At 45.5% G+C, this 17,256-nt stretch carries 18 protein-coding genes; 9 read left to right on the top strand and 9 right to left on the bottom strand.

Annotation, left to right across the window (positions count from 1 at the left end; genetic code table 11):
- The first annotated feature begins 45 nt into the window (after nucleotides 1–45).
- Nucleotides 46–1,416, top strand: coding sequence for a nucleotide 5'-monophosphate nucleosidase PpnN (gene ppnN, locus HUX64_RS08285; RefSeq protein ID WP_174625764.1), 1,371 nt, complete (start codon nucleotides 46–48; stop codon nucleotides 1,414–1,416).
- Nucleotides 1,417–1,503: 87 nt separating this feature from the next.
- On the opposite strand, the gene HUX64_RS08280 is transcribed toward ppnN, so the two are convergent.
- Entirely contained in the window at nucleotides 1,504–2,253 is a 750-nt protein-coding gene (locus HUX64_RS08280) for a Crp/Fnr family transcriptional regulator (RefSeq protein WP_174625763.1), read from the bottom strand.
- 463 nt (nucleotides 2,254–2,716) lie between these two features.
- Between HUX64_RS08280 and HUX64_RS08275 the strand changes: the two genes are divergently transcribed.
- Both HUX64_RS08275 and HUX64_RS08270 read left to right on the top strand, forming a co-directional pair.
- Nucleotides 2,717–3,331, top strand: a complete 615-nt coding sequence (locus HUX64_RS08275; RefSeq protein ID WP_174625762.1) for a septal ring lytic transglycosylase RlpA family protein — start codon at nucleotides 2,717–2,719, stop codon at nucleotides 3,329–3,331.
- Between the two features lie 237 nt (nucleotides 3,332–3,568).
- Nucleotides 3,569–4,669 carry an AI-2E family transporter gene (locus HUX64_RS08270; RefSeq protein WP_174625761.1) on the top strand — a complete coding sequence of 367 codons (1,101 nt, stop codon included), beginning with the start codon at nucleotides 3,569–3,571 and terminating at the stop codon, nucleotides 4,667–4,669.
- Between the two features lie 68 nt (nucleotides 4,670–4,737).
- Here HUX64_RS08270 and cmoA read toward each other — a convergent pair whose 3' ends face one another.
- The 5 genes from cmoA to HUX64_RS08245 all read right to left on the bottom strand — a co-directional run bounded on the left by cmoA (nucleotide 4,738) and on the right by HUX64_RS08245 (nucleotide 8,914).
- A complete protein-coding gene (gene cmoA, locus HUX64_RS08265) occupies nucleotides 4,738–5,478 on the bottom strand; it encodes a carboxy-S-adenosyl-L-methionine synthase CmoA (protein WP_174625760.1) in 741 nt (246 codons plus the stop codon).
- A gap of 89 nt (nucleotides 5,479–5,567) precedes the next feature.
- Nucleotides 5,568–6,290 carry a methyltransferase family protein gene (locus HUX64_RS08260; RefSeq protein WP_174625759.1) on the bottom strand — a complete coding sequence of 241 codons (723 nt, stop codon included), beginning with the start codon at nucleotides 6,288–6,290 and terminating at the stop codon, nucleotides 5,568–5,570.
- 190 nt (nucleotides 6,291–6,480) lie between these two features.
- Entirely contained in the window at nucleotides 6,481–7,899 is a 1,419-nt protein-coding gene (locus HUX64_RS08255; RefSeq protein WP_174625758.1) for a PhoH family protein, read from the bottom strand.
- A gap of 6 nt (nucleotides 7,900–7,905) precedes the next feature.
- Nucleotides 7,906–8,382, bottom strand: coding sequence for a peroxiredoxin (locus tag HUX64_RS08250; RefSeq protein WP_174625757.1), 477 nt, complete (start codon nucleotides 8,380–8,382; stop codon nucleotides 7,906–7,908).
- Between the two features lie 7 nt (nucleotides 8,383–8,389).
- Nucleotides 8,390–8,914 (bottom strand): glycine cleavage system transcriptional repressor, encoded by a 525-nt coding sequence (locus HUX64_RS08245; RefSeq protein WP_174625756.1) that lies wholly within the window; start codon nucleotides 8,912–8,914, stop codon nucleotides 8,390–8,392.
- Between the two features lie 161 nt (nucleotides 8,915–9,075).
- Here HUX64_RS08245 and HUX64_RS08240 point away from each other — a divergent pair, with 161 nt between their 5' ends.
- From HUX64_RS08240 to HUX64_RS08230, 3 genes are read left to right on the top strand one after another with little or no spacing between them, the layout of a single operon-like run.
- Nucleotides 9,076–10,500 carry a hypothetical protein gene (locus tag HUX64_RS08240; RefSeq protein WP_174625755.1) on the top strand — a complete coding sequence of 475 codons (1,425 nt, stop codon included), beginning with the start codon at nucleotides 9,076–9,078 and terminating at the stop codon, nucleotides 10,498–10,500.
- Between the two features lie 5 nt (nucleotides 10,501–10,505).
- Nucleotides 10,506–10,691, top strand: a complete 186-nt coding sequence (locus HUX64_RS08235) for an SPOR domain-containing protein (RefSeq protein ID WP_174625754.1) — start codon at nucleotides 10,506–10,508, stop codon at nucleotides 10,689–10,691.
- 47 nt (nucleotides 10,692–10,738) lie between these two features.
- The gene (locus tag HUX64_RS08230) at nucleotides 10,739–11,632 is read left to right on the top strand and encodes a 5'-nucleotidase (RefSeq protein WP_174625753.1); all 894 of its coding nucleotides are present in this window, start codon (nucleotides 10,739–10,741) and stop codon (nucleotides 11,630–11,632) included.
- Between the two features lie 52 nt (nucleotides 11,633–11,684).
- On the opposite strand, the gene HUX64_RS08225 is transcribed toward HUX64_RS08230, so the two are convergent.
- From HUX64_RS08225 to ygfZ, 3 genes are read right to left on the bottom strand one after another with little or no spacing between them, the layout of a single operon-like run.
- Complete coding sequence (locus HUX64_RS08225; protein ID WP_174625752.1) at nucleotides 11,685–12,677, bottom strand: COX15/CtaA family protein; 993 nt, start codon at nucleotides 12,675–12,677, stop codon at nucleotides 11,685–11,687.
- Between the two features lie 21 nt (nucleotides 12,678–12,698).
- Nucleotides 12,699–13,541, bottom strand: a complete 843-nt coding sequence (locus HUX64_RS08220) for an HDOD domain-containing protein (RefSeq protein WP_174625751.1) — start codon at nucleotides 13,539–13,541, stop codon at nucleotides 12,699–12,701.
- A 37-nt stretch (nucleotides 13,542–13,578) separates the two neighbouring features.
- Nucleotides 13,579–14,532 (bottom strand): CAF17-like 4Fe-4S cluster assembly/insertion protein YgfZ, encoded by a 954-nt coding sequence (gene ygfZ / locus HUX64_RS08215; RefSeq protein WP_246246959.1) that lies wholly within the window; start codon nucleotides 14,530–14,532, stop codon nucleotides 13,579–13,581.
- Between the two features lie 205 nt (nucleotides 14,533–14,737).
- Here ygfZ and HUX64_RS08210 point away from each other — a divergent pair, with 205 nt between their 5' ends.
- Genes HUX64_RS08210 through HUX64_RS08200 form a run of 3 tightly spaced genes read left to right on the top strand, consistent with a single transcriptional unit; the run spans nucleotide 14,738 to nucleotide 17,224 of the window.
- On the top strand, nucleotides 14,738–15,160 hold the full coding sequence (locus HUX64_RS08210; protein ID WP_174625749.1) for a protein YgfX: 423 nt from the start codon (nucleotides 14,738–14,740) through the stop codon (nucleotides 15,158–15,160).
- Nucleotides 15,161–15,168: 8 nt separating this feature from the next.
- Nucleotides 15,169–16,047, top strand: coding sequence for an HDOD domain-containing protein (locus HUX64_RS08205; RefSeq protein WP_174625748.1), 879 nt, complete (start codon nucleotides 15,169–15,171; stop codon nucleotides 16,045–16,047).
- Complete coding sequence (locus HUX64_RS08200; protein WP_174625747.1) at nucleotides 16,034–17,224, top strand: sensor domain-containing diguanylate cyclase; 1,191 nt, start codon at nucleotides 16,034–16,036, stop codon at nucleotides 17,222–17,224. Before HUX64_RS08205 ends, HUX64_RS08200 begins: the two co-directional genes overlap by 14 nt.
- Nucleotides 17,225–17,256 lie beyond the last annotated feature (32 nt).

The raw sequence follows: 17,256 nt of genomic DNA, 5'->3' as shown, positions 1-17,256 counted from the left end.
TGCGATAGAATGAATAGTTTAAAAACAAGGTGTTTAAAGGATACGATGACATATCAAGTAGTTGATGCACAAGTTACGCCTGAAGGCCGTCTGGATGTTTTATCGAAGCTTGAAGTCAGTAAGCTGCTGGATACCAGCCAGGGCGGTCTATATCGAGTTTTTCGCAATTCTTCACTCGCGGTTTTGAATAGCAGCAGTGCTATGGATGATGGCAAGGAACTGCTGGATCGTTATCCCGCCTTTGATATCCGGCTTATTCAGCAGCAGCGGGGCATCAAGCTGGAAGTCAGGAATGCACCTGCTCATGCTTTTGTTGACGGCAAAATAATCAAGGGCATAAGCGAGCATCTGTTTGCAGTGCTCAGGGACATTATTTATGTCAGCGACGAAATCAATGATAATCCAAGGTTCAAAATGGAGACCTCGGCAGGAATTACCGATGCCGTTTTTCATATTCTGCGCAATGCCGAAATTTTGCGGCCGCTGGCTAATCCAAATCTGGTGGTGTGTTGGGGCGGGCACTCGATCAGCCGTAAGGAATATGAATATACCAAACAGGTCGGCCATGAACTGGGTTTGCGCGGTATGGATATTTGTACCGGCTGCGGGCCTGGCGCCATGAAAGGGCCGATGAAAGGCGCTACCATTGGCCACGCCAAACAGCGTATTAAAAACGGCCAGTACCTGGGCATAACAGAGCCGGGGATTATTGCGGCCGAATCACCTAATCCGATTGTCAATGATCTGGTTATTTTGCCTGATATTGAGAAGCGTCTGGAAGCCTTCGTCCGCACCGGCCACGGCATTGTCGTGTTTCCCGGCGGCGCGGGTACAGCTGAAGAAATCCTTTATATACTGGGGATATTGCTGCATCCCGATAATAGAGGCATGCCGTTTCCGCTGATATTTTCAGGGCCTGACAGCGCTGCAGATTATTTTACCGGGATTGATCAATTTATTGACGCCACCTTGGGCAGGAAAGCCAGGGAGCGTTACCAAATCATTATTAACGATCCCGTTAAAGTGGCTTTGGCAATGCAGGCAGGCATCAAACAGGTGCGTGATTTTCGCAAGGAAACAGGCGATGCCTATTATTTCAACTGGTTGTTGAAGACCGATAAAATATTTCAAGAGCCTTTTATTCCCACTCATGACAATATGAGAAATCTCGCCTTGCATAAAAATCAGGATAACCACTTGCTTGCCGCTAATCTGCGGCGCGTATTTTCAGGTATTGTAGCGGGCAACGTTAAAAACGAAGGAATTCGCGCCATTCAGCAAAATGGCCATTTTGAAATATACGGCGATCCCCACATCATGAAGCTGATGGATGCCTTATTGACATCTTTTGTTGAGCAACACCGAATGAAACTGCCCGGGAAAAAATATTCACCCTGTTACCGCATTATTAAATAAATGGGCACTTGGCTTTTTAAATTCTCATCCTGAAAGCCAATGAGCGGCCTGACAGGAAAATTTTATGTCCGTACCGGATTTAAAAGGTTAGCTGTGAGCAAGATCATTCTGATGATGGATAGCGCGGTTATAGCCGAGAAAACGTTCGTAGGTTTCTTTCTCTGCCCGGTAACAGGGGCAGGCCGCAGCCTCCAGGCCATTGCGGTCGAGAATGGTAACATCGCCTCGATGATAGCTGATAAGCTTTTGCCTCTGTAAAGAACTTGCTGCTTTGGTGACGCCGACGCGACGCACGCCCAGCATATAGGCCAGAAACACGTGCGTAACATGAAAGCTGTCGGAGTGCGCGCGATCCTGAGTCATTAATAACCAGCGGGCAAGGCGTGCTTCTACGACATGAAAGCGGCTGCAAGCGGCAGTTTGAGCGATTTGACTTATTAATACATAGAGGTAGCGGTTTAATTCCCGTTGCAAGGCTGCGCTGCGTTTAAGTTCATGAAGAAACGCTGCGCCATTCATCCGTAATGCCAGGCCTGCGCTTTGGACCAGGGCGAGAAAAGGCGATTCATCGACGCCGAGGGTGAGTGGGATTCCGAGCATGCCTTCATTGCCGATTAATCCCACTTCCAGGCTGGTGCTTCCTTCAAGCGGGGTCACTAACGAAATCGAACTGTTAATCGGGAAATAAACGTGGAGAACAAACTCTCCGGGCTTGTTAATGATATCGGCGAACCTGAGCTCGACCGGCTCGCATTGCGCAAGCAGCCGCTCACGCTCTTTAGCGGGCAGAGCCGCCAGCAGGCGATTAGTAGTATTGACATAGTGGCTAAATGGCACGGGCACCCTCCAGCGGAGTTGGAAAATTCCAGGTTGAAAGCATAAGGGCTGATAACCCCCGCCATCCCTATGCCGAATAATGACTCATGTTGAACGGTATGGCTGTATCTTGATTGCGTAACAAAACTACCGTAGTAACTTGCCGAGGTCTGTACGCTGGCACACAGAGATAAGAGAGGCAACCTTACTATGCTACATAACATAATTTTGAAACAGGCTCCGCCTAATCTGGGCAGTGAATTAACTTCCGGCAACCTGCAATCGCCCAGCCTGTGGAATTCTTTACAAAAACCCAGTAAGCTTAAATTTATGCCAAGCCTATTTTTTACGTCGAGGATAGTGTGTTTTTATGAAGGCAACCAGAAGGACGCCGCTCTATTTGACTGTGTTCTCGTAACCTGAGCGGCTTTTGAAAATTACAAGAATAATTGACGCCGTTAAAACTTACTTAATGGAGAGATTCATGTCATATTTACTAAGGCATCAGTATGCAGAGTTGTATAGGGGCAATCAATGCCCGCCCATTCCACCTTATTACCGTCCTGGCGGGAGAATCAGGTCAGGGGCCAGCCGTGAAAGGCTGCTTCAGAGGCGGCTTTTCGATTATTCACGGCTTGTCCTGACTGGCGCTCTACTATTATTATTAAGTTGCACTTCGGAACGGCCTGGAGATCATGCCCGGCAACAAAAAGAAACTAAAGAAAACAGTATTGCTAAACCGGCCCATAAGGAAGTCGGCGAGGCTTCCTGGTACGGGCCTGGATTTCATGGCCGGGAGACAGCCAGCGGCGAAATTTTCAACCAAAAAAAGTTGACGGCTGCACATCCGACATTACCTTTGGGAACCAAAGCCCAAGTCACCAACCTTGAAAATGACAAAAAAGTCAGTGTCACAATCACCGATCGGGGACCCTACGCCGATGATCGAGCCATTGATCTTTCCCGCGCCGCGGCTAAAAAACTGGGCATGGTAAAAGACGGCACCGCCAAAGTAAAAATTGAGTCCAGGGCTGTCAACAAGAAAAAATCCCTTGCCAGGAAGAAAACCTCCAGCGCCCGCTCCCGAAAAGTCCAATAGCCTTTAAAATGTCATTGCCGGCGAATTGCTTCCTGGCCGACAATATTCTCTGTGCGGGGGCAGTTTAAACCCATCAGCGAAAACGGTGAGTCAACCTTTGGCCGATGCTTCGGCAGAAATTAATTTGCATGAGTCATAATGACAGTGGGCCTGTACGCAAATTAATCATTTAAATGATTATAGGTACAGGGTTTTATTGGAGATAAAATAGCGCATATGAAAGATGGCTCATTAGTAATGTCAACACAAGCTGAATTTGTAAATTTGCATTTTTTTAGAGAACGCTTCAAGCGTTTTTTGCCAAACTCCCAGGCTATTTCACTGGCATTTATTTTAATTGTCAGTTTTGCCCTGATTTATTCTTTGTCCGGCGTATTAATGCCGGTTTTTGCATCCATTATTCTGGCCTATCTGCTTGAAGGCCTCGTGGCTAAGGCGGAAAAACTGAATTTACCGCGTTTGCCCGCAGTATGCTTGGTATTTTCAGTTTTTATGACGGGTCTGATATTTTTATTATTTTATTTGATGCCGATTGTTTCCCAACAGGCTGTAGAACTTATCCAGCAGATTCCAGATATTATCAGAAGAGCGCAGACTGAAATCCTGCGATTACCTAAAATGTATCCGCAATTTATTTCAGAGAACAAAATTCAGGAAATAATGTTTGCGGTACAAAAGGAGTTGTTAACCTATGGACAAAATATGTTATCGGTCTCGGCGGCCTCCGTAGTGGGCCTGGTCAGCGCCCTGATTTACCTTTTCCTGGTGCCGATGATGGTGTTTTTCTTTTTAAAAGACAAGCGCTTGCTGGTAGAGTGGTTTTTGCAATTCATGCCCACGGATAGGCATTTGACCGTGCGGGTCTGGGAAGAGGTCAATGTACAGATGAGTAATTATGTGCGCGGAAAATTTGTCGAGGTTTTCATTCTCTGGTTTGTCAGTTATATCACTTTCGCCACGATGGATTTGAACTATGCCATGCTGCTGGCGGTTTTGATGGGCTTGTCGGTAATTATTCCGTATGTAGGCGCCACTTTGGTTACTGTTCCGGTGTTTGCAGTGGCTTATTTTCAGTGGGGATTAAGCAATGATAACTTTATGTATATTGTCATTGCTTATTCCATTATCCAGGCCTTGGACGGGGTAATATTAGTGCCGGTATTATTTTCTGAAGCGGTTAATTTACATGCTATCGCAATTGTCGTTGCCATTCTGTTTTTTGGCGGACTTTGGGGTTTCTGGGGAGTATTTTTCGCCATTCCCCTGGCGACAGTGGTTAAGGCAGTCCTGACTGCCTGGCCCAGAATCGGCGATAAAAGCCCTGATATGCTTTGTTAATAAAAAAAGGCTGCTTCACGGGGGCCAATAATTATTGGCAGGGGCGAAAAAATCGTCCTGCTTGGCTTTTAAACTTTGACAGCAATAATACAAACAAAATTAAACCACTGGAAATAAGTATCCATGCGCTTGAATCCGACGCGTTGCAGTAATGCATAGTTTTCATCGAGACGATAAGGAATCAAGACATTTTCCAATGCTTCGCGCTTGCGCTGATTTTCAGCATCGGTATAACCGCTCTGGGATTTTTTAAACTGTAAATAGTGGTCTATATACAAGCGGTTTAAAACAGGATCAGTGCCGAGAATCTTTTCCGATAACAGTAAAATGCCGCCGGGCCTCAGGGCCGCAAAAATATTTTTCAGCAAATATTCCCTGTCAATGGGCCGGACGAACTGCAATGTCCAGTTAAGAATTACCGCATGACAATGAGGCAATTCAGGCAGACAACTCAGGTCGGCAAAATTCAGCGATACTCTCTCTGCCGTTATTTGCCCGGATAATTTTATCCGGGCTTTATCCAGCATGGACTCGGAGTTGTCATAACCGATAAAGCGCGCATTGACAGGGCATCTTGAATGCCTGGTAAGATGTTCTATTGTAGTCCCTGTAGAACAGCCCAAATCGCAAACTACGCCGCATTCGTCGGGCAAAAAATCCATAATAAGATCGGCCTGAATACGCTGTATTTCATTGTAAAAAGGCACGCTCCTTGAGACCATATTGTCAAATACCTGGGCGACTCGCTCATCGAAAACAAAATCCTCTGCCCGGCCTGTCTTTTGAAAAATATTATCTTGTTCAGTCATATGCTGTGTTGTGAGTTATTAGCTACTTTTTTGTTATATGAGTAAAGTGTACAGGATGAGCAGGCACAATAATAGCACTGCCAAACGGCTTAGCGCATCGATCTGAGACGCTCGGTTTTCTTTAAATAGCGCACCACGGCATAAGCGGTCATTACCAGTAAGGCCAGGCCAATCAATAAGGGCTGATAATCGCCCAGTTTATGCGCTAAATTCAACTTCCAGGCTATCAGGCCTAATGGGACCATGAACGAAGTCATTATGGTGCCATACTCCTTAACAGCGACGGTGGACCAATCAAATTTATAGTGTCTGATTGTCGCCAGCAGGCCTTTAAACCTGGGTATCCAGCGAGGAACACGTGCGCAAAAAGCGACATAGGCATCAGCAAATTTTTGGCGTAGGAAGTGTTCCTCGCTAAGAATTATGAGTCGATAAATAGCCATAAAACCTATTGAACCCGCAAGAATTCCTGTCAAATTGCCAGATATGAACATAAAACCCATAGTAATCAATATATTACCAACATACAAGGGGTTTCTGCTGTGTGAAAAAATACCCTCTGTAACTAATTGATCGGCATAAATTCGTCTTTTTTGCCCACCGCGTACAATATAAACAAGGCCTATAGTGAGTATTCGCAGTCCCTGCCCTAGTAGGATCATTACTATTCCGATAATCATAAAGTAAATGCCGGGAACATTATTAATTGCAACGGGAGGCGCTATAAACAAAAGCACGGCAACAAAAGCAGGAAAAAGGACGTTGCGGGTATGAAAAAGAAAATTTCCCCATTGAATAAATAGATCAGTCATTTGCTTTTAGTTTTATTATGGAAACGTTAGTTTTATTAGTGCGAGAAGTAGGGTCGCTTGAAGTCCAATCGCTTTCCGCTACAAATCCAGTGTTGCTATTAACCCTATGTCCAAGTCTTTAATTTTTTCTGTAAGCCTTGGCTGGCTTTGCTTGGACGGGATTCCTGCCCGGTTAACTCAACACAGTCTGTTATAGAATTCCGGAAGCAAAATCCGCCAGTCGTGACCGCTCTCCCCGGCGTAAAGTAATATGGGCTCCATGCGGCCAGCTTTTGAAGCGATCGACTACATAGGTTAGCCCGGAAGTTGTCGCAGTTAGATAAGGCGTGTCTATTTGCGACAGATTGCCGATGCAGACTATTTTGGTGCCGGGACCGGCCCGTGTAATCAGGGTTTTCATTTGCTTTGACGTCAGATTCTGGGCCTCATCAATAATCATGAACCGATTAAGAAAAGTGCGCCCGCGCATAAAATTAAGCGATCTGATTTTAACCCGGTTCATGAGTATATTATTGGTCGCGCCCTGCTCCCATTCATTATGTCCGGAACGGCTGCCCAGCAGTTCAAGATTATCCATTAAGGCGCCCATCCAGGGCGCCATTTTTTCCTCCTCAGTGCCGGGCAGAAAGCCGATATCTTCGCCGATAGGCACGGTTTCCCGGGTCATGATAATTTCGTGATAAATTTTATGCTCCATCGTCATGGTCAGTCCTGAAGCCAAAGCCAGCAAGGTTTTACCAGTGCCTGCGGTGCCCAGCAAGGTAACAAAATCTATTTCCGGATCCAACAGAACATTGAGGGCGAAATTCTGCTCGCGGTTTCTCGCCATAATTCCCCAGACATTATTGTATTTGGTCCGATAATCCCTTGCCAGTTCCAGTAGGGCGACCTGACCCGAGCAGGATCTGACGATGGCTTCAAAATTCGATTCATCTTCAATATATAAATACTGGTTCGGGTACCATTCGGCAACCACCGGGTCTTCCAGCTTGTAAAAAGTCCGGTTTTTTTCCTGCCATGATTCCGTTTTTGCCCCATGCTCGTTCCAGAAATCCTTGTCCAGGGCTGTAGCGCCGCTATACAGCAAGTCTATGTCGTCAATTGTCTGATCATTATAATAATCTTCGGCAGGCAGTTCCAAAGTGGCTGCCTTGATGCGCATATTGATGTCTTTGGATACCAGAATAACTTTTATTTCAGGCAGTTCCTTGGTGAGAGCCAGAACCACATTGAGTATCGAGTTATCGGCGAGATTACCCGGCATGCTGTCGGGAAGCAGCGAAGTCATAACGCTGGTTTGAAAATACAAACGTCCGGCACTGTTAGCGGCCTCGGTATTCGCTCCATAGTCCAGGCGTGACAAGGGCAAGCCATCCTTGAGAGTTTGCTGATTCGCATCCCTGATTAATTCATCGAGGAATCGGCTGACTTGTCTTACATTGCGGGCTACTTCGGTTAAGCCTTTTTTGTAATGATCCAGTTCTTCCAGAACAATCATCGGAATAAAAATATCATGCTCCTGGAAGCGGAAAATAGCGGCAGGATCATGCATGAGGATATTGGTATCTAAAACAAACAGCTTCTTATCCGGCGTTGTTTGAATATTCATCACGATCTAGTTGCCTTTGAGTTTATTTAAAGCTTGCAGAACTTCTGCACTGTGGATTTTAACGTTTACTTTGCGCCATTCATGAACAAGCCGGCCGTCCGGGCCGACCAGAAAGGTGCTGCGCTCTATTCCCTGAACCTGCCTGCCGTACATGTTTTTCGTTTTGATAACAGCAAATGCTCGGCACAGCTTTTCATCCTGATCTGACAAAAGATCAAAAGGCAGTTGCTGTTTGCTTTTAAAGCCTTCATGGCTGCGCACAGTATCACGAGAGACGCCTAATATGACCGCATTTAATGCCTCGAACTTTTCCATAAGGTCACGAAAACCCTGGCCTTCCTGAATACAGCCGGAGGTATTGTCTTTGGGGTAAAAATAAAGAATCAGGTATTTGCCCAGGTATTCAGTCAGCTTAATTATTTTATTGCCGGTGGACGGAACTTCAAAATCAGGTACGGTACTGCCGATATTTATTGAGGTCATTAATAGTTTATCGTTTTATGGGTTCAAGAATGGCGTCTATATTGGAGTGATCGCAAAATTCCAAAAATTCTTCCCGCAATGAAAGCAACGGGAGTTGGGGAGGGATTAAAATGATAAACTTGGTCGAAAATACTGACGTTTGAATATAGGGAGCTTGGTAGCAGCTGCCCGAAATTTCCTCAATCTCTATGTCCCGGTCAAACAGAAAAGAGGTAATGGATTCAGTAACGTTGCAGCGATCCAGCGATATTGTTTCCAATGAATAGGGAATGCACTCCTTGCCTTTATCTTTTTGCTCGGGCCGGAAAGTATGAATTTTGATTTCCAGGCGTTTCTGGATGGAATCGAGGGTGTTTTCAAGCTTGGCGACCTGATTCCAGTTGCCCTGAACAAGCAGATAGGCGGCAGTAGACTGAGCCAGCCGGGATAATCTTATTTCCAGAATCGCGCATTTACAGTCGCGTATGGCCGGCAATATTTCGGCAATAAAATTACTCTGAATGTTACCTAAGGCAGTGATGGTTATTTGCATTATTATTTTTTAAATTTTTTGGAAGTTTATCATTAATGAATAACTCGTTACGAACATTAAGCTTTACAGCCATTAAAATAAAGAAAATTGTGTTAAGGCCGGCATACAACCACTACCATAGCTAAGCTTTATGTTTATCATACTTCCAGTCAAGAGCCCAAATGACAGATCCCATACATAGAAAGCCACGAGAGAAACAAAATAACAACGATGATAATTTGAATGCAATCCTCGATCAAGGAGACTTATCCCTCAGGCCTGGAAATGAATGGCTGGATGAAGAAGACGCTATCGACAGACTGCTCAGAAATGATGGCTTTGATTTGCCTGAAGCCGGGCAGGCAGCTGATAAATATGCAATTGTTGAAGATATTTCAGAGGATGGATTTGATGATGTTTCCGGGTTTGACCAGCAGAGTAGGGCAGCGCAACTTGAAACACTTCAGGCCTTGGCTGTTGAAAAGGATGACCGGATTGCCGCTGACGCAGCGGAATTTATTAAAGCTGTTCAGCAAGCCGCTTTTATTGCTGATACAGGTGCTGAAATAACAGGCGAGTTAACGAGGGAGGATCAAGGCGGGAAGGAAATTGATGAATTTGTTGATGATTTTGTCGAGCCGCAGAATGATAGGTATGTTGTTGAACCCGTTAACCCGATAAAGCAACCAGCGGACACTGAGGCATCGTCAAGGGAATATCAGGATGATGATTTTCTTTTGGCTGATTTAAATATTACTTCTGATGCCGGCCTTTCCGGTATGGGTATCCATCCGAACATTGAAGAGGATGGGTCAGGGGCAAAGGATGCCGTGGCCGAAAAATCGATAGAGGAAGAAGTAAAAGCGGACAGCTACATCAGTGCGACCGCCGAAGACATTGAGCCTGAACAAATTTCCGCTCATCATGGCGCTGTTATAAATAACACTGATGCTTTATTGAACCGGTTCAGGTCCGAACAGGAAAAACTGCTAAAGGAGTATGAAAATAAAATTAAAAAAACAGCGGTTTTTACTTACGCAGCGCTGGGTTTTGGTATTGCTGCCCTGTGTGCTGCAATCAGACTGGGATGGATTACCTATAATGCGAAAACTGAAGTTGCAAAATTGACGAAATTAGTCGCAGTTATTACCGAAGATATGGGAGCCGGTGGCGGAGAAAATGCCGCCAGGCAAGCCAACAGTAATAATTTATCCATTGAACAGTTAAACGAGAAGGTGGATGAATTGCAAGAGCAATGGCAAGTAAAATCCCGGTCGCCAACAGATAGAGTAACGGATGAGATAATGAATGTGATAGCGAAGCAGGAAGCCTTATCCAAAGCGCTTGAGCATCTGCAAACTAAAATCGATGTGCTGGAAAAGCGAAAATCATCGGAAAAATACGGCGCTGCCGCTGATTTATTGAACAATGCAACACCAGCTAGCGCCGCGAAAGCCGAAACTATAAACAACTCAACCGATATCCAGAATACCAGGACCAAAAGGGCAGCAGTGAAAAAATCTCTACGGCCGCTTGCCAAAACCGCGCCTGTAAAAAAGCAAGCGGAAAAATTAAAAAAACACACCTTGGCGCGGACTGGTCGGTAAATCTCGTGGCTTTTAAACAGCAAAGGTACGCCAAAAGCAAGGCGGACGAGTTTGTCCAAAAAGGCATCCCTGCCGAAGTTATAGCAGTCAATATTGATGGCGCCAGCTGGTATCGGCTGCGGGTGAACGGCTTTAGAAATAAGGAACAAGCGACTTCCCATTCAGCAAGGGTAAAAAAGCGCTTAATCTGAGTGCGACTTGGGTGGGCAATATATAAAATCCATAACCTAAAGACCTTATGAAAAAACAAAAACTCGTGGTGGCAGTTTCTTCCAGAGCATTATTTAATCTGGATGATTCGCATGCCATATTTGAAGCCAAAGGCAAAGAGGCCTTCTGCCGCTATCAAATAGATCATGAAGATGAAATTCTGGAGCCGGGCTACGGTTTTTCGCTGGTCAAAAAATTCCTGAGCTTGAATGAAAGCCGCCTGGATGATCCTCTCGTGGAAATTATCCTGCTTTCGCAAAACAGCGCTGATACAGGCTTGAGGATTTTCAACTCGATTGCCCACCACGGCTTAAATATTACTCGCGCGGCTTTTACCAGCGGCGTATCGCCTTACAGTTATATTCCGGCATTTGGTGCGCATCTGTTTTTATCGATAAATGCCGATGATGTCGCCAAGGCATTGAATGCCGGTTTTGCTGCGGCAACGATTCTTTGCGGTTCTTCGATAACCTGCCATGCCAGCCAGTTGCGCATAGCCTTTGACGGCGATTCCGTGGTGTTTTCCGATGAGTCGGAAAGAATTTATCAACAAGGCGGCCTGGTTGTATTTACCGAAAATGAGCGTAAAGAAGCCAAAACCCCATTGCCCGGCGGACCTTTCAAGGAGTTTTTGAGCGCCCTGCATCATATTCAAACGCAATTTGATTCACAGTCCTCACCGATCAGAACAGCATTGGTGACTGCGCGTGCAGCCCCCGCTCATGAGCGGGTAGTCAGAACCTTGCGGACCTGGGGTATTCGCATTGATGAAGCGCTGTTTTTGGGCGGTATGGCTAAAGGCGCCTTTTTAAAGGCATTCGGCGCCGATATTTTCTTTGATGATCAGCAGGGGCATTGTGAATCTGCGGCCAGGCATGTTACATCCGCGCATGTGCCGCATGGCATTGCCAATAAAAAATAATTTACTTTTTTATGCAATTCTGAATAGTAAAAGTATTTTCTCGGAGGCTGTTTTAAGCTCGTTCTTCAGTCCGGGGCTGAGTTCCTGAAGAGTAACTCAGACAAATAAAAATAAAAAACTGCAAGCCAAAAATCAGGTTGGCCATTAATAAATGAACAGGCTGAACAATAGGCGGCACGCCAAGCCTATCCAGGGTAATCCCTGCGATGATCTCGATAATTATCAATGCGGCAAGGGCCAGGCCGGCCCGGAATAGCAGACTTTTCTTGTCAGCAGCCTGATAAATTTTCCAGGCCAGCCAAAGATTGGTAAACAGAATGACGGAGGAGAACGATCTGTGTATATAAAAGATTACCGGAAAGTCATCACGCCAGTAGCGGCGATCAATATAGGCGTGTTCGTGAGCAATAAAATCCACCGCTTCTCTGACTTGCGTGCCCATCGCGACTTGCAGCAAGGTCATGATCATGGCGACGATTAAAACGGCTTTAAATTTAGCGGGCAGTAAACGCGTATCAATTTGACCGATAAAATGCCGCTGCGAGCGGGCAATCGTATAAATAAGCAAGGCGACAATGAATAAAGCCAGCAGCATATGTAAAGTAATCATGAAGGGTTTCAGGTTGCTTGCGACAACCGTCGAACCCAGCCAGCCTTGAAAGGCCACCAGAAAAAAAGCGCTTACGGATAAATAAAAGATGGTCTTGTCGGTCTTGAGGTAGATGCGCGATGCCCATGCGGTCAGAAAAATTAACAAGCCGATGGTTACGCCGACCAGTCGATTGGTATATTCAGTCCAGGTTTTTACCGGATTAAAATGGGTATTTTCATAGCCGCGCTGCGCATAAATCTCATGATAATTGGCTGGCAATTGAGATTCATCTGTGGGAGGAAACCATTGCCCGAAGCAGGTCGGCCAGTCCGGGCATCCCATGCCTGCGCCTGAAGCCCGTACAATCCCGCCCACAAGAATGACGAAATAAACGGCGAAAATTGTAAGCGTGCCTAGACGTCGAAAACGCAAGGCGGCCTGGGTATCAATCATAGTAAAATAGGTTTTGGCCGGTTATGAAAGCATGCTTCGTGCTAATTCGACGTCATCGGAAATCCCTTCGATTTCCAGTACGTCGGTATTTGCTGCAAGCCCGAGCTTGGCGAAGGAAAGCACCTTCGAACAATCGACGCGGCAGGCCGGGTGATCGCTTCCCGCGATGCTCTGCAGGAAGGCGACTTGCACCACATCGACATAATCCGCATGGACGGCTGAGTCGTAGCGAAAGTTAACATAAGACGAAGCTACGGACTTTAATGCTTGCGGAAAATTCCAGGAGTCCATTATAAGCTTGCCGATAGCCGAATGGGCTTTTTCAAGCAATATATCCATTCGTGATGGACTGTCCCGGAATTCCGCAATATTCTCGGCCAGAGCCAGAATGGGAAGCTTGCCTATTTGATGGATAAGGCCTGCAAGCATGGCTTCATCGCGATTTAAATGAGGAGCAAATGCAGCCAGCGCCCGGCTGATAGAAGACACGTTAATGCTGTGTTCCCAGATTTTTCTGAAATAGTGTTCCAAAAGCCTTGATTTCGGCTTAAACATTTGCTTCATTGCCAGGCTGGTAATCAGAGCCCCGACAGTATTATTGCCCAGCCTCAAAACAGCCATCTGTATCGTATTAATTCCCGTGGCGCCGCGGTATAAAGGACTGTTTGCGACATAGATCAGGCGGGTCGACAGCGAGGCGTCGGTCGCTATCATTTCCGCTAATTCCCTGGCCGAAGCATCGCCTCTGGATGCAGCATCCCTGACTTTTAAAGCAATGTCAGGCAAGGTAGGCAAAACCAGCCGGTTTGCATCGAGTTCTTCCTGAACATGATCGAGAAAGCTCTGCACTGAAGTGAATTGCATTATTGTCGAATTCGGGTTGAAAATTATAGGCCTGGAATTATAGCGTTAATAGCTTGACTTTGCCCTGGTTCTGACCCATTAATTTGAGATTGTATGTCTTCGTCTCCGACAGTTGGAGAACAATCAGCATTTTACAAATAGACCCTTGGTTTTGGGCCAGCAATACTTTGCCTGCCGTTTGGCCGGTATTACAATCGATGATGGCGGAACCGGGTTCAGGCGCAGCTTCTGTAACGCATTCGGCAAGAAACATTGCCCTTTTGGCGGTGCCGAGATAATGGGTGCGGGCGACAATTTCCTGGCCCGTGTAACAGCCCTTGTTGAAACTGATGCCGCCCAGCTTGTCAAGATTGAGCATTTGCGGAATGAACTCTTCCGACGTTTCCGCAGTAAGCCAGGGTATGCCGGAGATAATATCAAGATACCGCCATTGCTCTGAATTTTCAGGCTGAAAACCCTGATTGCCTACTCGTTCCGACCAGATTGCGATAGCTTTGTCTGCTTCAGCGATAATCAGATAGCGATTCGGAGTCTGCATTGACGAAAAATCGACGGAAATATAGTCGTTCTGAGTTGTGGCAAATAAATTTTCGGGTGGATGGAGTCCGCTTAACTGCGAATCCGGATGGTATAATCCGATCAGGCAAAGTTTATTGCTGCTGTCAGTTAAATCTACATCGGATCGCAGAATATACATTTGCAGTCTTTTTTTAACAGGTGTCACCAGTTGTGCAGGCAGAACCAAAAGAAAAGCGTCCATTTTTTTTATCAGTAAAAAAGTCGCTATTGCTCTACCTTTGGGATTGCACAGAGCGCCTGGACTGCTTTTACTCTCAGTAATATCATTGATATTACAGGTGATTTGCCCCTGCAATAATGCCGCAGCATCTTTTCCGGAAATTTCCAAAACAGCCAGCTGTGAAATTGCATAAATATTCTTGTTACTTTCAATCAGGGGTTCTGGAAAGACAATGCAATCGTCTTTTCCCAATATTGCAGTTCCGGAGAGCAGAAAGTTTTTCCAGTGCTGATTCATAAATAAACATAACAAATAAGTGTAAGACAGTTTTAAATTATATCGCGCTTTTGGCAAAGGCAAGAACACAGGGTGCTTAATAAATACCGCAATAAAAATACCTGGGGCTTTATTGAAGCGTATGTCATCGGCATTCCACTATTAATCTGGCAGAGTTTTCTTGGCAAAAAAACACGAACCCGAGTTTATACTGGAACTTAAACCTCCGAGACGATTAGGACAGCTGATGGCTTTTGCGCATGTGCTGGCCTTAGGCGCTTGTATAATGAATGACTTGCCTCTTACTGTCAGGTTTGGCCTGCTTGCAGGCATTGTCCTGCATCTGGGGTTTGTTCTGAATTGTTTAAAAACCGAGCGGTATAAAATCCGGCATACTGAAGCGTTCGGCTGGGAAATATCGGTAGGAAAAGACTTTAACCCTGTCATTATTCTGAATTCAACGGTCATTACAATATTTGCCATATGGCTGCATATTAAAAGGCAAAATGCAGATAAACAGGCTATTCTTGTTTTAAACGATGCGTTGAGCGAGGATGATTATCGGCGTCTTATCGTTATGCTGAAAACATCCATTACCGAATAGAGGCAAGCATGACGCCTGTGGATAGAATTAATCTTAAAATTTCAACGATAAAAAATCTGCCTGACCTGCCGGCCGCCAATCTGAAAATTATTGAGGCGATGAATGATCCGGATATTTCAATTAATAACCTGACAGCTGCCATTTCCGTTTCGCCTGTGCTGGTGGGTCGATTATTAGGCCTGGCCAATTCCGCCTATTTCGGTTGTGCCGGCAACATCAGCGACTTGCGCATTGCCATCATACGCGTGCTGGGGCTTGACCTCGTTAAAAGCCTGGCTATGGGAGTAGTCTTGAACCTGGCGCTGGATACGCGTAAATGCAGTGAGTTTAACAGCGAGAGGTTTTGGATGGATGCGCTGTTAACCGCGACCTTAAGCCAGCAATTCAGCACGCTTCTCCATGATGAGGCCCTGGCTCCGTCAACATTGCATACAGCCGGTTTATTGTTAAACATCGGCTTGATAGCGGCTGTTTACCTGCTGCCGGAAGATGCCAATAGAGTCCTGTTAAACAGCCGGAAAAATTCAACCTCAGTAGCCACGGAAATGACTTGCCTGCTAGGAAAAAATCAATATGAACTGGGTGGATTATTACTGGCGCATTGGCATTTACCTTCAACCTATGTGACAGCAATTAAGGAGTTTAAAAATAGCGCCTACTGCGGCGAGGAAAAGAAAATGATTGATTTATTGGCGCTATGTTTTGCGTTGGCAAAAAAAATTCTCTCTGACCGGCATGAGGAACTGCCGCCATTAATAACAAAGCTGAAATCATTCGGACTTTCTGCATCTGTGGTGAAGCCTGTTATCAAGCGGATTTTGGCCAGAAAAGACAATATCTATGCAGCCGCGCTTGCCATTACGAGAAATAGCCATGCCAAAGGCTGACATAAAGGGCGGCGCACAGCCATTCAACATACAGGACATTATTATAGAGTTACTGAATTCGCTGTCCGCCGTAAGAGCGCTTTCCGAGTTAAATCCTCAGGCAGGGAATGAAAAAGAACTCATTTCCAAAGCCTTGTCGGTCTTGATTCAAAATCAGGATATGGAGCGATGCTCCTTTTTTATATTGAATGAAGATAAGGATCTGGTTAATTTAACCGGACTAAGCACTAGCGAGCTTTTTGGCGCGGAAAGAATAAAAAAGAAGTCTTTAACATTTAAAATCGGCCAGGGCATTATTGGTTTGGCGGCGCTAACCGGGGAAATACAGTATTGCAAAAATTGCAAGACAGATGCGCGATTTATAAATAATAACCTTCAGCATTCTCTTGACTCTTTGCCAGGATCGCTGATTAGTGTGCCGGTTATAGCGGCTAAGGAATTAATAGGCGTCATAAATATTTCTCATCCTGAGGCTGCCTACTTTTCCGAATGGCATATTCGTTTATTGCATATCTATAAAAACATGATGGGGGAATTGATTACTAATTACCGGCTGCTTAAAAAAATGGAAGAACAAATTGCCGTCAGGACAAAAAATCTTGAAGCAGCGCTGGACGATATAAGAAAATTGAAAGAATATCATGAAAGCATGTCCATGCGGGATGAATTGACCGCCTCTTACAATCGCCGCTACTTTTATACGCAAATTGAAGCGGCCCTGGCGCGTGCGAAACGCTACAATCAGCCGCTTTGCCTGCTGGTGCTGGATCTGGATAATTTCAAGCTAATCAACGATACTTACGGGCATGGCTTTGGCGACATTGTGCTCAGGGATGTAGCTGGCTCAATCAGGGAAGAAATTCGTGAATCCGACATTTGTGTGCGTTTTGGCGGTGAAGAATTCGTCATCGTATTCACCGATATTGAAAGCGCCAAAGGCAAATTATTTGCTGAGCGTATCCGGCAAAGAATTGCCTCGTTAGCCTTGAAAGTTGAGGAGCGAGAGGTCAAAATAACTGCCAGTATCGGTGTTTATTGTTTGTATGGCGAAGCGCTTGAGCAACCCGAGTTTGATATTGATACGTTCCTTCATTATGCGGATCAGGCTCTTTATGCTGCAAAAGCAGCCGGTAGAAACAGGGTGGTGTTTTTTTCAGCTGAAATGCACGGACAATAAAATATTAATCCTGCTTTTTAGATTAAAGCCAT

The organism is Candidatus Methylobacter favarea (genome assembly GCF_902806695.1).
GTDB classification, from domain to species: domain Bacteria; phylum Pseudomonadota; class Gammaproteobacteria; order Methylococcales; family Methylomonadaceae; genus Methylobacter_B; species Methylobacter_B favarea.
This window is presented reverse-complemented; position numbering and strand designations above follow the sequence as displayed.

What these genes read in the sequence shown, in the direction of transcription:
- cmoA (WP_174625760.1), bottom strand. Translation starts at nt 5,478, where the DNA reads ATGACTGAACAAGATAATATTTTTCAAAAGACAGGCCGGGCAGAGGAT.
- HUX64_RS08225 (WP_174625752.1), bottom strand. Translation starts at nt 12,677, where the DNA reads ATGATTGATACCCAGGCCGCCTTGCGTTTTCGACGTCTAGGCACGCTT.
- HUX64_RS08240 (WP_174625755.1), top strand. Translation starts at nt 9,076, where the DNA reads ATGACAGATCCCATACATAGAAAGCCACGAGAGAAACAAAATAACAAC.
- HUX64_RS08205 (WP_174625748.1), top strand. Translation starts at nt 15,169, where the DNA reads ATGACGCCTGTGGATAGAATTAATCTTAAAATTTCAACGATAAAAAAT.
- HUX64_RS08260 (WP_174625759.1), bottom strand. Translation starts at nt 6,290, where the DNA reads ATGACTGATCTATTTATTCAATGGGGAAATTTTCTTTTTCATACCCGC.
- HUX64_RS08200 (WP_174625747.1), top strand. Translation starts at nt 16,034, where the DNA reads ATGCCAAAGGCTGACATAAAGGGCGGCGCACAGCCATTCAACATACAG.
- ppnN (WP_174625764.1), top strand. Translation starts at nt 46, where the DNA reads ATGACATATCAAGTAGTTGATGCACAAGTTACGCCTGAAGGCCGTCTG.
- HUX64_RS08275 (WP_174625762.1), top strand. Translation starts at nt 2,717, where the DNA reads ATGTCATATTTACTAAGGCATCAGTATGCAGAGTTGTATAGGGGCAAT.
- HUX64_RS08250 (WP_174625757.1), bottom strand. Translation starts at nt 8,382, where the DNA reads ATGACCTCAATAAATATCGGCAGTACCGTACCTGATTTTGAAGTTCCG.
- HUX64_RS08245 (WP_174625756.1), bottom strand. Translation starts at nt 8,914, where the DNA reads ATGCAAATAACCATCACTGCCTTAGGTAACATTCAGAGTAATTTTATT.
- HUX64_RS08270 (WP_174625761.1), top strand. Translation starts at nt 3,569, where the DNA reads ATGTCAACACAAGCTGAATTTGTAAATTTGCATTTTTTTAGAGAACGC.
- HUX64_RS08220 (WP_174625751.1), bottom strand. Translation starts at nt 13,541, where the DNA reads ATGCAATTCACTTCAGTGCAGAGCTTTCTCGATCATGTTCAGGAAGAA.
- HUX64_RS08255 (WP_174625758.1), bottom strand. Translation starts at nt 7,899, where the DNA reads ATGAATATTCAAACAACGCCGGATAAGAAGCTGTTTGTTTTAGATACC.
- HUX64_RS08230 (WP_174625753.1), top strand. Translation starts at nt 10,739, where the DNA reads ATGAAAAAACAAAAACTCGTGGTGGCAGTTTCTTCCAGAGCATTATTT.